This window comes from Streptomyces beigongshangae (assembly GCF_019710745.1).
GTDB classification, from domain to species: Bacteria; Actinomycetota; Actinomycetes; order Streptomycetales; family Streptomycetaceae; genus Streptomyces; species Streptomyces beigongshangae.
In genome coordinates this window covers 144,655-159,294 of the sequence record NZ_JAHKJW010000004.1, presented here as the reverse complement: position 1 = coordinate 159,294, position 14,640 = coordinate 144,655, and the positions used below count along the sequence as shown (strand labels likewise).

Sequence of the window (14,640 nt, the reverse complement as noted above, 5' to 3'; positions counted from 1 at the left end):
GCTCCACGGCTCTAGCCACCTCCCCGGTTCGGGTCCCGCGTCGAGCAAGACCAGGGGGCCACTCGTTCAAATTCCGGGCAGGTGCACAGCCTGCCCGAGTTGCCGGCCAGCGTACGGCCCCCTGATCATGCTCGACCCCGAACCGGGCAGGCCACCGGCCAAACCCGCTCCGCCGACCTCAGAAGAGCATCGAGTCGTCTCGCTTAACAGGACCACGAGCGGAATCAGGGCCTGGCAGCAAATTCTTCTCACTCAGGTCGCTGACGGTAACTTGAGAACCCGAGATCACCCTATCCAGTAGCACGGCCTGTGCGGTCTCTAGCTCAACAATGAGACCTAGCACATTGAGCAGTTGTAGAAGTTCGCTCGTGTACTGCGAGGTCCAAGCGGAGGTGAAAACCTCATCCAGTGGCGAAGATTTTCGCCCTCCTGGCACGCGCTTCCGGTAGCCGAACCACTTCTTAAGGACTTGCATTCCGGAAACATTGTATTCCCAAACGGCAGCGGGAACTGGACTTACAGCACCCTGACCGATTCGTAGTGTTTCAGTCGTCGGGTCGTAAGAGATCTCGGACGGCATATCCTCAACAGCATCGGGAATCTGCTGAGTGACCTTAGGTCGACGCGGGACGGGCAGCCGGACGATACCTTTCGGTCGCGCATCGCTCTCGTCAAAGAACCGCTCACCGAAAGTATGGGCCCAGATCACCCGGCGCCCCAACTGCACAGCTTCGCCCCACAGAGCAGGCTCACTCGTGAGTGGAACCCTTACTTTAGGTGTCCTCAGTTGACCCAAGAACCTTTCCGTGTAGCGAGCATGCGACACGACTGCTGCAATATAGGCAATGATGTCCTCCGGAACCACCTGAATCCCCATTGCCTCCGAGAGGTACTCGGCGAGCTTAGGCAGGAAATTTGGATGTCCGGCATCCGAATCTCTGTACAGCGGGAATACCCGCCCTCCCTCGCTACCCTTATAGTGGTCCATATCCTGAACCCAGGACGAGAAGGTTACACCCGGACCCGACTTGATAGCGTGGGCGTGATGCTCACTAACGAAGATCTGCTGTTCAGACCTACTCGCCCAGAGAGACGGCCGGGGGTCATTCATTAGTCGAGGATCGGCGATAATCCATTGCCGATCGAAGCTTCGATAAGCGTAACGCTCAATCGGCGGCTCGGTCGAAGTCTCATCTAGGAAGGCTCCCAGACGCACCCCCGAATCAAGCAATGATTCTTTGGTTCGCTTTAGATTTGAATCGCGAGTCTCGCGGAAAAGCTCAGACTTACGCTCCCCATCTGCCCGAACAACGAGCTTCCATCGTTCTGCCAAAACTTCTCTGGACGGATTAATGATCCAAGTGCGGTTGGGCTTAACACCGGGAACCGTCCACGGCATGAGGTCTTCCAGCAAGGGATAACGCGTCCAGTCCTCTTCCTGCGCCGGCCTAAAGGGATCCTGCCATCCGTCAGAGCACGTCTTCCACGAAGCGCTGTTCAGTCCTAGCTCTCCGAGGGCAGCAAACTTCTCGCTCCGCGCCCCATGAACCTCAGCGTAGTGAATGGTGGCAGGCGTCTCCGGATCTCCCTTGCCCGAGCGCACAAAGAAGGCGATCGATAGTTCTTCCTGTACGCCAGCAAAGAATCGCGTCGAAATTTGCGGCCTATGCCCTTCAGGCGACACGTTAACGATCCACGCCTCATCTGCGGCACGTCGCAGGTATTCGCGCATTGCCCCAAAGCCCGGACCAGTGCAGTAACCGCCTGGGGTGATGAAGGCGACGACACCTGACGGAAATTCAGGATGTGCGTCAAAAACTTTCCATGTAGCCCAACGCCAGAAGTAAACGTAGAGATTCTTTAGGTGCTTCAGGTGAGCTCCCATTGCCCGCGGCGATGCGGAGGGGCTGAAGTCCTTCAGCGGCGGCTGCTGACCCGCCTTCAGGTCACCCGACTCTACCCAGCCACCTTGGCCGCCGGCTTTATCCTTGTATGGCGGATTGCCAATCACGACAAGAACTGGCTCTTCCCGTTTCACCTTGTTAGCATCGCGCCTAGACCGCGCAATCGGCTCATACAGGGCACCGAGTTGACTCTGCTCAGCGTAAGGGTTGTCGAGCGTGTCCGCCACATAAACTCTGAGTCCCGGAATCTGCTCATCGCCAATCATCTCCTGCAAAGCCTGATGCAGTCGAAGTTCAGCGACCGCGAAAGGACCCGTCTGCTTTTCGAAGCCTATTAGCTGCTGAGAAGAGAACGTTTTGAGCCTTGGACCTACCGCCCCCTGCCCTTCTTCGTCGAGAATAGCGTCCTTAACTTTTTCGATGATGTTTAGCAAAAATGTTCCGGTCCCCATAGCGGGGTCGGCGATTACGATCCCATCTGATGCGATACCACTACTTTTCCCCAGCCTCTCCTTGAGAAGATCATCCACGAATCCAGTCATGAATGACACCGCCTCCTGCGGCGTGTAGTAAGAACCCGTAGCCTGCCGCAACTTAGAGTCATACTGCGCCAGGAAACTCTCGTAGAGATGCAAGTGGGCGTCTCCAGAAGCGTTGTCCAGCTTCTGCCAGTCGACAGCTCCAATAACTGCGATCAGAGATTCAAGCGTGACGCCCAAGCCGCCGTTCGAATCATCAGTCAGCACAGCTAGAGCCTTACCCATGAGGCTGTGCTTTTTACCCAACTCCCGCGCAATAACCGAGACATTCCGGGAGCAGAAATCTACCTTTTCGACGCGCGCAAGGAGAAGGGCGAAGGTTACCGTCTGAGCGTACTGATCTGCGAAAGCGTCATCGGTAGCATCAGGAAATAGCAAGCCACGCCAGTCGTCAGCTAGGACGCTGAATAGAGGGGAGGAAACTCCCTCTTTTTCAAGCTTGAGCGAGGACAGCACCTCGGCTCGGAGAAGTGCACAGAGCCCTGAAATGGCCTTGACGAGCTGAGTGATTGTCCGGGGAGGACTTGGGCTCCACAACAGGAACGAGCGAAGGACTTGAGAGAACAGACCGTCATCAGAGGCAAGGGAGGAACCTGCCGTCCTGACGGACTTATTAAGTCGGGCTATTTCACCAACTCGTTTCCCATTCCTGTAGACGGCCCACTCATTACCATCCGTGTACAGCACATTTGGCAGGAGCTTCAACTTATTCCACTGCCGACCGTTATGCCCAGTGAAGACAGTGGGATCCGCCCCTTTACCGGGACGCTTGATTTCGATATACCCCACCGGCGCACCGCTTACATCAACCCCGTAATCCGGCCGCGCCTCTAGGTCGACTAGCCTCACCTCGCCGTGCATGACGACGTTTAGCCCCATGGCGGACGCTACCGCCGACACCAAGGTTTCTGTTGGCGCGCGGAGCTGGTCTTCTGGGTCGCCAGGTCCATGCAACTTGGGCTTGAGGATTGCGCCGTATTTAGAGATGGCCGCTTGAACGGCCGCATCAAAACCAGCGGAAAGAGCATTCGATGCGGTCGCCACGCTAGGTCACCCCTTCGCTACAGATACAGGCCATATGTACTGTAGCGGCAAGATCGCTCCGACCGTGAGGAGATGAAGGAACAGGACCTGCCGGTCACCGGCTCTACCACCTACGGTGCTCAGCCAGGCGTGCACTATCCGTGGACTACTGGCGCCTGATCTGTCAGGTGCAAAGCCCTGACCTGCTGCGTTGCCTTGGTGCCAAGCGGCCTCCGGAGCCGTGTGCGACTCAGGCCGCCGCTGGAAGCGTGGTCGACTACGTCCAACAACATGGTTGAGGCCAGCGGAGGCACAGCGAGGCATACGCGCGCCTGATCAGTCGACGCACCCGCCATCGCGGCTGACTGTCGTCGGCTGAGGCTCAAGCGGGCAGCGTGGGAAGCCGCCCGGAGCCGTACTCGGTGACAGCGATGACGGCGATGACGGCAGTGCTGACGGCAACGGCGGCAGACAGCGGCAGCCGTCAGCAGTCGGGCACGGCAGTGGTGCCGGCCGAGCAGGAGGCGTCGCAGGGCCCTGCCCGCGTCTTCTAAGCACTTGGTCACGACCGCAAGGCCGCGGCCGACTGAGGCCCCACGTGCCAGGTGCGTGCCAGATCGTGCGGGGAACCACGGGGAATGGCGGGGACCAGGCCGGCGGTCAGATAGGCCCCCTCGACACTTCGTCGCAGGTCGGCGCAGCAACCGCAGCCAAGAAACCCAAGCTTCCCAAGCTGAGGGCCCACCAAGGCACCGAAGTTGGTTACTTCTACGGCCAGGCCGGCCACCGTCATGGACGATGGCCGCATGCGTTACTTCAACGGGACGGGTTGGCTCGCGATCTTCACCGGCACGGAAACCATGATCGGTCGGACCGTGGACGTAGACGCCTGGGACGAAGCGACGGGCGTGGCCCTCGTCGTCGACCCCCAAGGCGGCACCCGGCGGCCGATCACGGACTACCCGGACTTCTCCCACCTGGAGCGAGCCGGCCAGGTCGTGTCCGCCGTCCCCGGAGGCGGCTGGCGCGCGTACTGGAAGAACGAGGGACCCGACAACGGGCCATTGACCGAGCAAGTACTCGCATGGCTGGTCACCTCCAAGGGCCGAGCCACCCCGATCACTGTCGACGCCCACGGTCACGTGGACGACGCCGAGAGCGCCGATCGCCTCATCCCACCTGGGGAAGAGTGAAGCAGCCTCTCCCGCGCCACCGTCTCAGTTTCCGTCTCATTCAGCCCAGTTCACGGCCGTTCAGAGAAGACCACGCGTCAGATCAGCCACACGGACCAACCGCCCATGAACGCAGGTGAACGCCCCCGCACGAGTCCCACCGCCCCACCACCACAGTTGGAAAGCGTGTTGGCGTGAGAGCGGAGCGGGTACTGCGCCCGGTCGGCGATACGTGATCAGCTTGGGGTGTGGAGACCATCATCGCCAGTGCCATAGCCGTTCTGGGAACCCTGCTCGGCTCGGGGCTCACCCTGGCGTTTCAACAGCGCACCACCGACAAGGGGCATCAGTTCACCCGCCACGAGAGGCTCCGCCAGGAGCGACTCGATGCTTACTCCGCCTACGCCGGCGCACTCATCAACTACCGCCGCTGCCTGGTACATCTCTGGTTCTGCGAACACGAACAACCACCACACGAGGACCCCAGCGTGGTGCGAGTCCGCGCATACGACCTGCGTTCCAACACCCAAGAAGCTCTCTTCCGGGTGCAGATGCTCACCGATGACGACGCCTTGAGCGAGGCGGCAGAAGCTGCACTTGCGGACATCACAGCCCTGCCCAAGACAGACAGCAGGACCGAACTGGACCAGCGCAGGGTGAAGACCCGCGACGACATCAGTCGACTGGTCAGAGCGTCCAAGCGCCATCTCTGATGCGCCTGCCAACGCGCCTGCACGTAGGGTCAGTCCGTCAGAGCCGTGCGCCGCACCACAAGCGCACCAGATGAGGCGGGGAACAGCGGGGAATCACGGTGAAAGCGGTCTAGCCTGAAGAGGCGCTAACCGGGGTGTTCCCCCAGATCATTGCCCGGACGGCCGCCAAATGCCCACAGCTTCCCAAGCTGAGAGTGCGAGTTCGATTCTCGTCACCCGCTCCACGAAGAAGGCCCAGGTCATCGACCCGGGCCTTTTTGCTGTCCTCGCGGATCACTCGCCGCGTGCCGGATCCGTGCCGGATGGTCGATCGTCTGGATCACCAGCGGTTTCCGCGCAGCGAGCGCCAGCTCTGCAAGGCGCTGCGGCTCATGCCTTCTCCGCGCTCAGGCGCGGATGCCCGGCAATGAGCAGCCCGGTGTCCTCCACGTCCGGAGTCAGGATCGTCACCCGGCCGGAGTGTTGCAGGGCGGTCGCGCACGACATGGCGTCGATGGCGTGCTTGTGGCCGTGCAGCCCCGCTGCACGCAGCAAAGCGGCAGCGGATTGCGCGACGGTTCGGGTCACACAAACACCGGCGCCACGGTGTGAACGTGCAGGTCGTCACGATGCCGGCGGCCGGCTGCTGTGGCTCTCGCCCGCCCTGCCGGGCCGCACCCACGACCTGACCGCCGCCCGCACCCACCTGATCATCCGGATCTGCGAGCGCCAGGGCGTTCCCGTCCTGGCCGATCTCGCCCACCAGGGCGCCGACCCGTGGCTGACCACCGGTATCGAACGCAGGCCCCTGCAGGAACTCACCCCCGCCGAAAAGTCCCGCGATCAGGCGCCGGCCGCAGCACGAGCGCCCGTCGAACGAGGTGTCGCGAGGCTGAAGTCTTGGCGGATCTTCCGCAGGCCCCGGTGCAGCCCCAACCGCATGACGTCAATCGCCAAGGCCGTCCTCACGCTGGAGCGGCAATGGTGAGGAGACTCAGTGGGCGGTGCGGGGCAGGACAGCAAGGGCTGTCCGGGCGATATCGGTCAGCGTCTCCTCGCTCGCTCCGGCCTTGCCCAGCGCTTCGATGCCACGCAGCACGGCGAGCACCAGAACAGCCAGCTTTCCCGGATCCGCGTCCGCGGCGATGTCGCCATTGCGCTGACAGGCTGCGATGTCGTCCTCCAGCAGCGCCTGCAGTGCCTCAATGGCCGCGCGAGCCCGCTTGGCCACCGTCTCGTCGTGTTCGGCCAGCTCGGCGGCGCCCTTGGCCAACAGACATCCGCGGTGGGCGGTGTCTGCGGCAGTCGCCGCCGCCACCGCGTACACGTGGGCGGACAGGCGCGCGTAGGCGTCCGCGTCGGTGCCGCGCAACTGCCGGCTCGCAGCGTCGACGACGGAGGTGCAGTAGGCGTCGAACACGCGGTGGAACAGTTCCTGCTTTCCGCCGAACGCGCCGTACAGGCTGCCTTTGCCGAGCCCCGTTGCCTCGGCAATGTCTTCCATGCGCGTGGCGGCGTACCCACCCGACCAGAACCGCTCCCGGGCAGTGTCCAGCACCTGCTGCTCGTCGAACTTCCTGGGTCGTGCCATGGGGACAGCCTACCGGTTCTTGACTGGTTCGTCCATAACGATTAGCGTTATGGACGAACCAGTCAAGAATCAAGGAGCGGGCACGTGATGACCGAAGTACTCGCAGGCAAGGTCGCGGTGGTCACCGGAGCCAACAGCGGCATTGGGCTTGCCATCTCCAGGCGGTTCGCCGCGGAGGGGGCACGGGTGTTCCTGGCCGGTCGCCGTCAGGAGCCGCTCGACGCGGCCGTCGCTGAGATCGGGCCAGCGGCCACCGGTGTCAGGACCGATGTTTCGGTACAGGCGGACCTCGATGACCTTTACTCGGTCGTGCGCGAGGAGGCGGGCCGCATCGACGTGCTTGTCGCCAACGCCGGCAGCGCTGTCCCTCAGCGTCTCGGTGAGATCACAGAGGAAGCCATCGACGCCACCTTCGGTACGAACGTGAAGGGCACGATCTTCACCGTGCAGAAGGCGCTGCCCCTGCTGTCGGACGGCGCCTCAATCGTAGTGACAGGGTCGACCAATGCGCTCTCCCCCGGAACGGGCCTGGCAACTTACGGCGCATCGAAGGCAGCAGTACGCAACCTGGTGCGCAGCTGGGCGCTCAGCGCGCAGGAACGGAAGTTCCGGGTGAACGTGCTGAGCCCCGGCCCGACCGAGACCCCGGGCCTGGTCGGCGTCCTGGGCCCGGACCACCAGCTCGCCTCGGAGGTGCCGCTCGGCAGGATCGGCCGGCCGGACGAGATCGCCGCCGTGGCGACGTTCCTGGCCTCGGACGCTTCCAGCTTCGTCAACGGCGCCGAATGGTTCGTCGACGGAGGCATGGCGCAGGTCTGACCGCGTCCCTCAACCAGCGCGAGAGCGCACCACAACGCACCACGTACCAGGAGGAAAAGTGAACGCCAACAGCGATATTGAGAAGCGTCGCGAAGAGATTGCCATCAACTACTTCCGCATGGTGGACGCCGGCAACCCTGCGGTCATCGACGTCTTCACGGAAGATGCTCGCATGTTTTACCCGAAGTTCGGCATCGCGAGGGGGAAGGCGCAGATCGGAGCGTTCGCTCAGGGTCTCGGCCGGGGAATCGCGTCGCTCAGGCACGAGATCGAGGGCTTCACCGTGTTGACGTCCGGGAACTACGTGATCGTCGAGGGCGTGGAAAGGGGAACAACGACGTCAGGCGTGGACTTCCCTGACGGCGTTTCCTCCTTCGGGCTGTTCTGCAATGTGTTCGAGTTCGAGGGTGAACTCATCAAGAGGGTCCACATCTACGTGGACCCGGACTTCGCCAACACGCACGTCGAGGGTGTGGCTTGGGGCAAGTCGGTGCAGGACAGCATCATCAGCCTGTAGTCGACAGCCTGCACCGTGGTGCGCGCCACTGGTACGGGGGCCGTGTGGCGACGAGGTCGCAGTGCTCGACCTTGTCGCCTCGGCTCCCGCCTCGGGTCCTGGCAGTTCTTCCGCCACGCCCGCTGCAGCCCGAACCGCATGACGTCCATAGCCAAGCCGTACTCACCCTGGAGCGGCACCGCTGAAGAAGCTCACGGATCGCGTGCAGAGTTCCGGCGGTCGGAGTGACGGAGGTGCCACTGGTGGGGCCATCGCCTGGTGGAAAGTCAACGTCTTCATCAGCCACACTTCGAGTACGCCATTGAACATGACATGACATGTGGCGAGTGCACGGGGTTCTGCCCGGGTGGCAGAAGGATCAAACATCGACGGCTGGTGGGCGCTGAGCAGTTGCAACGCCACTTCACCATCCGGTCTCTGCACAGGTCGGGCCCAAGCAGAGTTGTCCCCGACGGCGCCGGCCTCACCTTTTGCGAGATTCCTTGCCCTCCGCATGCCCGTCAAGGCGGAAACCCGCAGTCAACAGCGGTGCGATCCGACCCACAGGAGGGCACCGCCGAGTTTCAGGTATCGCCGGTCAGGCGTGACGTAGCAGCGGATCGACCTGAGCCACTCGTCCTCTTCGTCGGTACGAGGCATGTCGGCATCCTCGTACGGACGAAGCCGGTGGACCGGCGATCCGGACGGTCGGCCGCCTCGGCCTTATGTGTCCGTCCGTCTCAGTTTCCGCCTCACGGAAGGGACCACGGTCCGGGTCCCGGCCACGGGCTCCGTGTCGTCCGCACGCGCCGTCCCTTCAGCCGTTCCAGCTCTGCGAGGTGAACGCCCACTCGCAGATGATCGAGGTCGATGCCTCGGCGACGGAGGCCAGACGGCTGCTCCGGCCCCACCGACCGGGCCGTACGCGCCGGACATCCGTACAGGTCAGCGCAAGATCAGCACAAGAAAAAACCGCGTTTGCACGCCCCCGGCCAAAGGGCGGCGTGGATCTGGTACGACGAGCTCGGCCCGCGTGCGCCGGCGACACTTGATCGCGACGCCGGCGCACGCGACCCAGAATCTCACTACGATCACCGGTCATGGACTGGCTCGGGCGGATGGCGGAGCTCAGACAGTGGACCAGGAGCGGGACGCGTGCCCCGCACAAGCCGCTGCTGCTCCTGCACGCCCTCGGCCGGTTCCAGCAGGACGCCGACAGCGAACTCCGCTACAGCACGGTGGAGAAGGACCTGCAGAACCTGCTGACCGAGTACGGACCGCCCAACAGGACAACGCCCGCCTACCCTTTCCACCACCTCGTCAGCGACGGGGTGTGGGAAGTGCGCACCGACCGTGGGCACGGCAGTCCCGGGACCGGGGTGCGGATTCTCCGGGAGACAGGTGCCACTGGCCGGCTCGCACCGGAACTCAGAACCGCCCTGCGTGATGAACCCGAACTGCTCGGGCAGATCGCGTGGTTGCTGCTCGACCTGCACTTTCCGCCGTCGCTCCACGGTGAGTTGTGCGAGTCCGTCGGCCTGGAACTGGAGCCGACGGGGACGGCGCGTCTCGTGCCCGCGCGCAGACGGCGGGACCGGCGCATGCGCGAACTGGTGCTCACCGCCTACGAGTACCGGTGCGCGTTCTGCGGCTACGACGGCAGGATCGGCACCGTCCCGGTCGGGCTGGAAGCCGCGCACGTGCGCTGGTGGGCTTTCGGTGGACCGGACGAGGTGGACAACGGGCTGTGCCTCTGCTCGCTGCACCACAAGCTCTTCGACAAGGGTGTCCTCGGCGTCGGCGACGACCACCGCATACTCGTCTCCCAGCACTTCGTCGGCCACAGCCCCGCCGCCCGCGAGCACGTCGTCGCACTCGCCGGCCGTCCGCTCATCGGTCCACAACCGGCCGCACGCCCTGTCGCAACCGCCCACCGTGCCTGGCACACCACCCAGGTCTTCCACGGCACTCCGCGTCCTGCCACCTCTGCCTGACGGATTCGCGACCGCACCAGCGCCGGCTGACCCCGGTCCGCTCCATGACCTTCGCGCTCCCCGATGTCTCAGCTCGATTCCCGTCAAACCTTGCTGATCAGACCTTGCTGAGCTCCCAGAACCTGAACACCGTCGAGGCATCCAGGCAGTACTGGTATCCACGGATGTCATCGTGAACCGCTGCGTACTGCTTTGCCTGCCAGATCGGCAGTACCGGAACATCTTCGGCCACGATGTCCTGAATCTTACCGAAGTCGCCACTCGCCTCAAGACGGTTCATTTTGGTGGCTGAATGCGGAATCAGCGTCTCGGTTATCGTTCGATTCGAATAGTTATTGGCCAGTACGTTGCCTTCACCGAAGAACGGGGCAGTGAAATTGTCGGCGTCGGGATAGTCTGGCAGCCAACCCTTCACATACACACCGTACTTGCCCGAGGCGATGTCCTTCTCATAGCGATCGAAAGGTACGGACTTGACCTTGGCCTCGAAGAGTCCACTACTGTTGAGCTGCTCGGCGATGACCCGCATTTCCTGGTCGGTGGCAAGACCGTAACGGGACGGGGTGGACCACAGTGTCAGCTCCACCTTGCCCTCGATCCCGTCGGCGCGCAGTGCCGCTTCGGCTTTTTCCTGCGAAGGACGATCTCCATAGGTGTCAAAAAACGCCGTCGTATGACCGATGACCCCGGCAGGGATGATCGAATACAGAGGAATCGCTGTGTCCTGGTACACCTGCTTGATCAGAGCGTCCCGATCCAGCAGGTGACTCACGGCCTTACGGACGCCGACTTTTCCGGCCACCGGGTCGTTCATGTTGAAGACCAGATGTTGGACCTCGGCGCTGTTGCCCTCGACGATTTCGATTCCCTGCTCGCCACCCAGACTGTCGGCGCCGGCAAGGTCCTTTGCGGGCAGTCCCCGGAAGGCCATGTCGATGCCGTGGTCCGTCAGGCTCTGCCTCAGACGGTCCTGGTCGGAGTGAAAGAGTTTCAGCGTGACTCCGCCGTTCTTCACTTCGGCTGGTCCTTTATAACTTTCATTCGGAGAGAAGACGGCTTCGTCCTTGCTCATCGATGTGAGCTTGTACGGCCCGGAGCCCGAGACCAGACCGTCCTTGCGTAGGGACTTGGCCTCGTACTCACGGTGATTGACTATGGAACCGGCGCCCGATGCTATTTTGCTGGGAAAAGTGGCATCGGGAACTTTGAGGCGGAACACCACAGTTTTACTGTCGGGCGTCTCGACGGAGTCGAGCATGTTGAACATGACGGCCGGGCCGGCCTTGTCATCGATGAGACGTATGCGGTCGAAGGAGAACTTGACGTCCTCGGCGGTGAGCGGATCGCCGTTGCTGAACTCCAGGCCATCTTTGAGTTCGCAACGGTAAACCTGTACGCGAGTGTCCTCGAAGGCGCAACTCTCCGCAGCCTCCGGTTGCGGATCCGTACCTCCGTTCGGAAAACTCAGCAGAGTCTGGAAAACGTTGTTGAAAAGCAGCCATGAACCGGGGTCGTAACCGGAGGACGGGTCCGTGGACAGGATTTCCTCCGACATCCCGATAGTAATTCCTGACGATTCTTCGGCCCAGCCGCTGCACGCGGTGAGCGAAGTGCAGGTCAGTGCGGTTGCAGCAGAAAACCCCGCCACCCGATTACGCATGTTCACAACTTGTTTCTCCTTCTTGCGAGTTGATGCTCGCATTACAGAACTCGTCACCATGGGCCGCCTGCTGGAAACTGGCCGGTCGGGCCAGGACGCAACGGACGCCGAGGCGAAGGAGCGCACGGCAGGCCGGGCCATAAGCGTTGCCGGAACGGAGCCAAGCCGGGCCACGGGGTACCGGTGGCTCGGCCTGACCGGTAACGCCGCAAGCGTGCCTCGGATGATCAGGATGACCAGATCGATGCGCGGGAGCGGGGCCGCCTCTGATGGATCCGATGGATCCGCGCGGTCGTGGCGCCCGCGTCCGGATATACCTCTTCTTCCAGATTATTCACAAAGACCCACCAGAGGGCCGCCGCAAGCTGCCCCGTCAACCCGCATCGAGCGCACAACGACAGCCACGACAGCTACGACAGCTACGACAGCTACGACAGCTACGACAGCTACGACAGCTCACCGCATTGTCGAGATTGCCCGAATCCGTCCAGTATGGAAATGCCTCTCCGACTTGCGCCGCGTATCCCGTTCAATGCCGCTCGGCAACCCATCGGTGATGACGGGGCGATGCCGACCCAGCGGGTCGATCATGACATTACGAAGACTAACCGATGCTGTACACGGAGTGATTTTTCGCGCATCGCCGCGAGTAAATATCAATCGATGTGAGAGCGAAGTGCAGGCGGAGTTAGTTTTTGGTGGATTCATAGCCAATCGAGAAAAATATCCGTGTACGACCAGAAGCTGTCGCACAGGGCTTGACGTCGGTGCGGCATGAGTCGGTCGCGGGTGCGGATCCGTCGCAGCGCCTCCTCCCTGATGAACTGCAGTGCAGGAGCCAGTCACCCCGTTACTGCCGCCGTTCGCTGCACGTCCGCGGTGGGGTCTCCGGTGGCCGGCCCGGGATTCGACTCCGGCGAGCGGCTCGGAGAGGCGCCGTTGAAAGATCGAACGCCTCGCCAGGAAGCTCTCCCGTCGAGGCCCCAGGGCCAGTGGTCTGGGGCTTGTCCTTTTGTCTGCCGGCCGGCAGAAGCACGTCAGACGACGTCGTGGATGTCGTGCCCGGTCAGGTCGGACGCATGCCGGGCAACAGTGCCGTAGTCGGCATCGTCATGCAGGACAGTCAGGCCGTGGTGGGACGCGGTAGCGCCGATGACCAGATCCACTGCAGAGGCACTGCGATGCTCACCGGCCCGTGCCATACGGTGTTGCACCACGCTGATCCAACGTCCTGCGTTCTTCGGCACCGCGGCGTCGGCCACCGCGCCACGGACCTCATCCTTGCTCGGCGTACGAACCCCGCCTTCGAAAGCGCGCGAGAACAGCGGCTCGTCCCGGACACGGTTCGCCACGGCCGCGAGGTGGGTGCCCTGACGGCCGACACCGAAAGGGGCATCCACACCACCCCCGGAGGCAACCGCATCCGTGCCACACCGTGCGGTCAGCCACGGTGAACGACGTCTGGTCGCGGCCGAGATGTGCCGATGGGCCGGGCTGAAGCCGGTGGCACCCGACGCCATTTCATTGCGGCAGTCGTCTGGCCAGGTTTCGTACGATGTCGTCGATCCGTCCGTTGCTGGCCTCGTACCCCGCGCCCCCGTCCTCCAGGAGCATGATCTCCCGGATCTGGGCGGGTGTCAGTCCTCGGTCGTGCAGCGCTATCACCTGGTCCCGCCAGGCGATGGCCGACATGGCCCCGTCGATGTTGTAGTGCGCTTGCAGGGTGCGTTCCGCGATGTGCTGCGCCTGCGTGAGCGCCGCGTCCGCTCTCATGAGGCTGAGTTCTGACTGGGCCTCGGACTGGGCCAGGGCACGTTCGGCCTTACGCAGGCTGAGGACGGCTATGACGACGGCAATGACATTTCCGGCAAGTCCTGACCATGCGGCGATACTGCCCGAGTCCACTTCCAGCCCCCTACGACATGTTGGTGCCATGTTGGCCGCAGAGACGCATCTGTGGACAAACCGGTTCCCCGCAACACCGACGGAAAACAGCACACAACATCTGGACGGTCCTGAGTCGGCAGGAACGCCGACCGGGAGAGGTGGAGAGCGCGCCGGGCACGTCGGCGATTTCGTCCTCGGGTCGTACACCTCACGGGGACCATGAATCTCCGTCTCGTTCCGGCGTCGTGCCTCAGCGGGCAGGTGCTCGCAGACCGGCGGGCGGCGGGCGGCGGAGCAGTATTACCGCTCCGCGTAGCGCAGGAACTGCCAGCCCAGTACGGCCAGGGCAAGAGTCTGTGCGAGGGAGACGAGCACGAGCAGAGGCCGGGCAGCGGGAGAGCACCAGAACGCGGTCATGCAGATCATCGGCATGGCCAGGTACGTGAACAGATCCACAGCGGTCTGCAGCCGCTTGCGCGTGGTGCGGCGCGCATCGTCGCGGTGGTAGACCTCCCAGCCGAACACTGCGTCATGGGCGCCACTGAGCTCGGCCAGCCGCGGTCCGAGCTGATCGCGGATGTAACAGCCGACCGCCGAGATCTTCTCGTCGTTGACCAGGTAGGTCCAGCCCAGGACCAGGCAGATCACGGGAACGGCGAGCAGCAGTTGGGGCTGCCTGCTCTGGACGGTGATCGTCAGGACCGCGGTGGACGCGGCGAGCGTGAAGTAGAGCAGGTTGTCACGGAACCCTATCCGGGTTTTCTGCTCCTCCTTGATGCGGTCGTACTCGGCCAGCAGGAGTCTGCTCTCGGGGACGTCCTCTGTCTCGGCCACGGTCATTCCTAAGCTCGGGTCCCGGCTGG

Annotated in this window: 12 protein-coding genes and 3 pseudogenes; 8 read left to right on the top strand and 7 right to left on the bottom strand. The window is 63.0% G+C overall.

Translation table 11 applies throughout. From position 1 onward, the window contains the following. Window positions 1-178: 178 nt before the first annotated feature. Entirely contained in the window at window positions 179-3,487 is a 3,309-nt protein-coding gene (locus KM933_RS04680; protein ID WP_221348497.1) for a type ISP restriction/modification enzyme, read from the bottom strand. A 401-nt stretch (window positions 3,488-3,888) separates the two neighbouring features. On the opposite strand from KM933_RS04680, the gene KM933_RS38985 reads away from it, so the two are divergent. The 3 genes from KM933_RS38985 (at window position 3,889) to KM933_RS04670 (ending at window position 5,351) form a co-directional block, all read left to right on the top strand. Next, complete coding sequence (locus tag KM933_RS38985) at window positions 3,889-4,020, top strand: hypothetical protein (protein WP_260333038.1); 132 nt, start codon at window positions 3,889-3,891, stop codon at window positions 4,018-4,020. Between the two features lie 252 nt (window positions 4,021-4,272). Next, window positions 4,273-4,659 carry a hypothetical protein gene (locus tag KM933_RS04675; RefSeq protein WP_260333037.1) on the top strand — a complete coding sequence of 129 codons (387 nt, stop codon included), beginning with the start codon at window positions 4,273-4,275 and terminating at the stop codon, window positions 4,657-4,659. A gap of 227 nt (window positions 4,660-4,886) precedes the next feature. Then, window positions 4,887-5,351, top strand: a complete 465-nt coding sequence (locus KM933_RS04670) for a hypothetical protein (protein ID WP_221348495.1) — start codon at window positions 4,887-4,889, stop codon at window positions 5,349-5,351. Between the two features lie 369 nt (window positions 5,352-5,720). Here KM933_RS04670 and KM933_RS04665 read toward each other — a convergent pair. After that, window positions 5,721-5,918: pseudogene (locus tag KM933_RS04665) on the bottom strand (DNA-binding protein); the annotation flags it as partial. Here KM933_RS04665 and KM933_RS04660 point away from each other — a divergent pair. Further along, window positions 5,915-6,318, top strand: a pseudogene (locus KM933_RS04660) (transposase family protein); the annotation flags it as partial. The pseudogenes KM933_RS04665 and KM933_RS04660 sit on opposite strands and share 4 nt — an antisense overlap. A gap of 6 nt (window positions 6,319-6,324) precedes the next feature. On the opposite strand, the gene KM933_RS04655 reads toward KM933_RS04660, so the two are convergent. Beyond that, complete coding sequence (locus tag KM933_RS04655) at window positions 6,325-6,921, bottom strand: TetR/AcrR family transcriptional regulator (protein ID WP_221348493.1); 597 nt, start codon at window positions 6,919-6,921, stop codon at window positions 6,325-6,327. A gap of 87 nt (window positions 6,922-7,008) precedes the next feature. Here KM933_RS04655 and KM933_RS04650 point away from each other — a divergent pair, with 87 nt between their 5' ends. The 4 genes and pseudogenes from KM933_RS04650 (at window position 7,009) to KM933_RS04635 (ending at window position 10,230) form a co-directional block, all read left to right on the top strand. Next, window positions 7,009-7,740 (top strand): SDR family NAD(P)-dependent oxidoreductase, encoded by a 732-nt coding sequence (locus KM933_RS04650; protein ID WP_221348492.1) that lies wholly within the window; start codon window positions 7,009-7,011, stop codon window positions 7,738-7,740. 58 nt (window positions 7,741-7,798) lie between these two features. Beyond that, entirely contained in the window at window positions 7,799-8,257 is a 459-nt protein-coding gene (locus KM933_RS04645; RefSeq protein ID WP_221348491.1) for a nuclear transport factor 2 family protein, read from the top strand. A gap of 84 nt (window positions 8,258-8,341) precedes the next feature. Next, window positions 8,342-8,442: pseudogene (locus KM933_RS04640) on the top strand (IS5/IS1182 family transposase); the annotation flags it as partial. An 894-nt stretch (window positions 8,443-9,336) separates the two neighbouring features. Continuing rightward, entirely contained in the window at window positions 9,337-10,230 is an 894-nt protein-coding gene (locus tag KM933_RS04635) for a phosphorothioated DNA-binding restriction endonuclease (RefSeq protein WP_221348490.1), read from the top strand. Window positions 10,231-10,327: 97 nt separating this feature from the next. Here the strand turns inward: KM933_RS04635 and KM933_RS04630 are convergent, their stop codons facing one another. From KM933_RS04630 to KM933_RS04615, 4 genes are all read right to left on the bottom strand, one after another. Beyond that, window positions 10,328-11,896 (bottom strand): ABC transporter substrate-binding protein, encoded by a 1,569-nt coding sequence (locus tag KM933_RS04630; protein ID WP_430727277.1) that lies wholly within the window; start codon window positions 11,894-11,896, stop codon window positions 10,328-10,330. 1,031 nt (window positions 11,897-12,927) lie between these two features. Further along, window positions 12,928-13,290, bottom strand: coding sequence for a PIN domain-containing protein (locus KM933_RS38980; RefSeq protein ID WP_260333036.1), 363 nt, complete (start codon window positions 13,288-13,290; stop codon window positions 12,928-12,930). A gap of 121 nt (window positions 13,291-13,411) precedes the next feature. Beyond that, window positions 13,412-13,663, bottom strand: a complete 252-nt coding sequence (locus KM933_RS04620) for a hypothetical protein (protein ID WP_221348489.1) — start codon at window positions 13,661-13,663, stop codon at window positions 13,412-13,414. Window positions 13,664-14,077: 414 nt separating this feature from the next. Continuing rightward, on the bottom strand, window positions 14,078-14,617 hold the full coding sequence (locus KM933_RS04615) for a hypothetical protein (RefSeq protein WP_221348488.1): 540 nt from the start codon (window positions 14,615-14,617) through the stop codon (window positions 14,078-14,080). Between the last annotated feature and the right edge of the window lie 23 nt (window positions 14,618-14,640).

Coding starts and splice junctions, on each gene's coding strand:
- KM933_RS04615 (WP_221348488.1), bottom strand. CDS start 14,617: ATGACCGTGGCCGAGACAGAGGACGTCCCCGAGAGCAGACTCCTGCTG.
- KM933_RS04620 (WP_221348489.1), bottom strand. CDS start 13,663: ATGAGAGCGGACGCGGCGCTCACGCAGGCGCAGCACATCGCGGAACGC.
- KM933_RS04650 (WP_221348492.1), top strand. CDS start 7,009: ATGACCGAAGTACTCGCAGGCAAGGTCGCGGTGGTCACCGGAGCCAAC.
- KM933_RS04675 (WP_260333037.1), top strand. CDS start 4,273: ATGCGTTACTTCAACGGGACGGGTTGGCTCGCGATCTTCACCGGCACG.
- KM933_RS04655 (WP_221348493.1), bottom strand. CDS start 6,921: ATGGCACGACCCAGGAAGTTCGACGAGCAGCAGGTGCTGGACACTGCC.
- KM933_RS04635 (WP_221348490.1), top strand. CDS start 9,337: ATGGACTGGCTCGGGCGGATGGCGGAGCTCAGACAGTGGACCAGGAGC.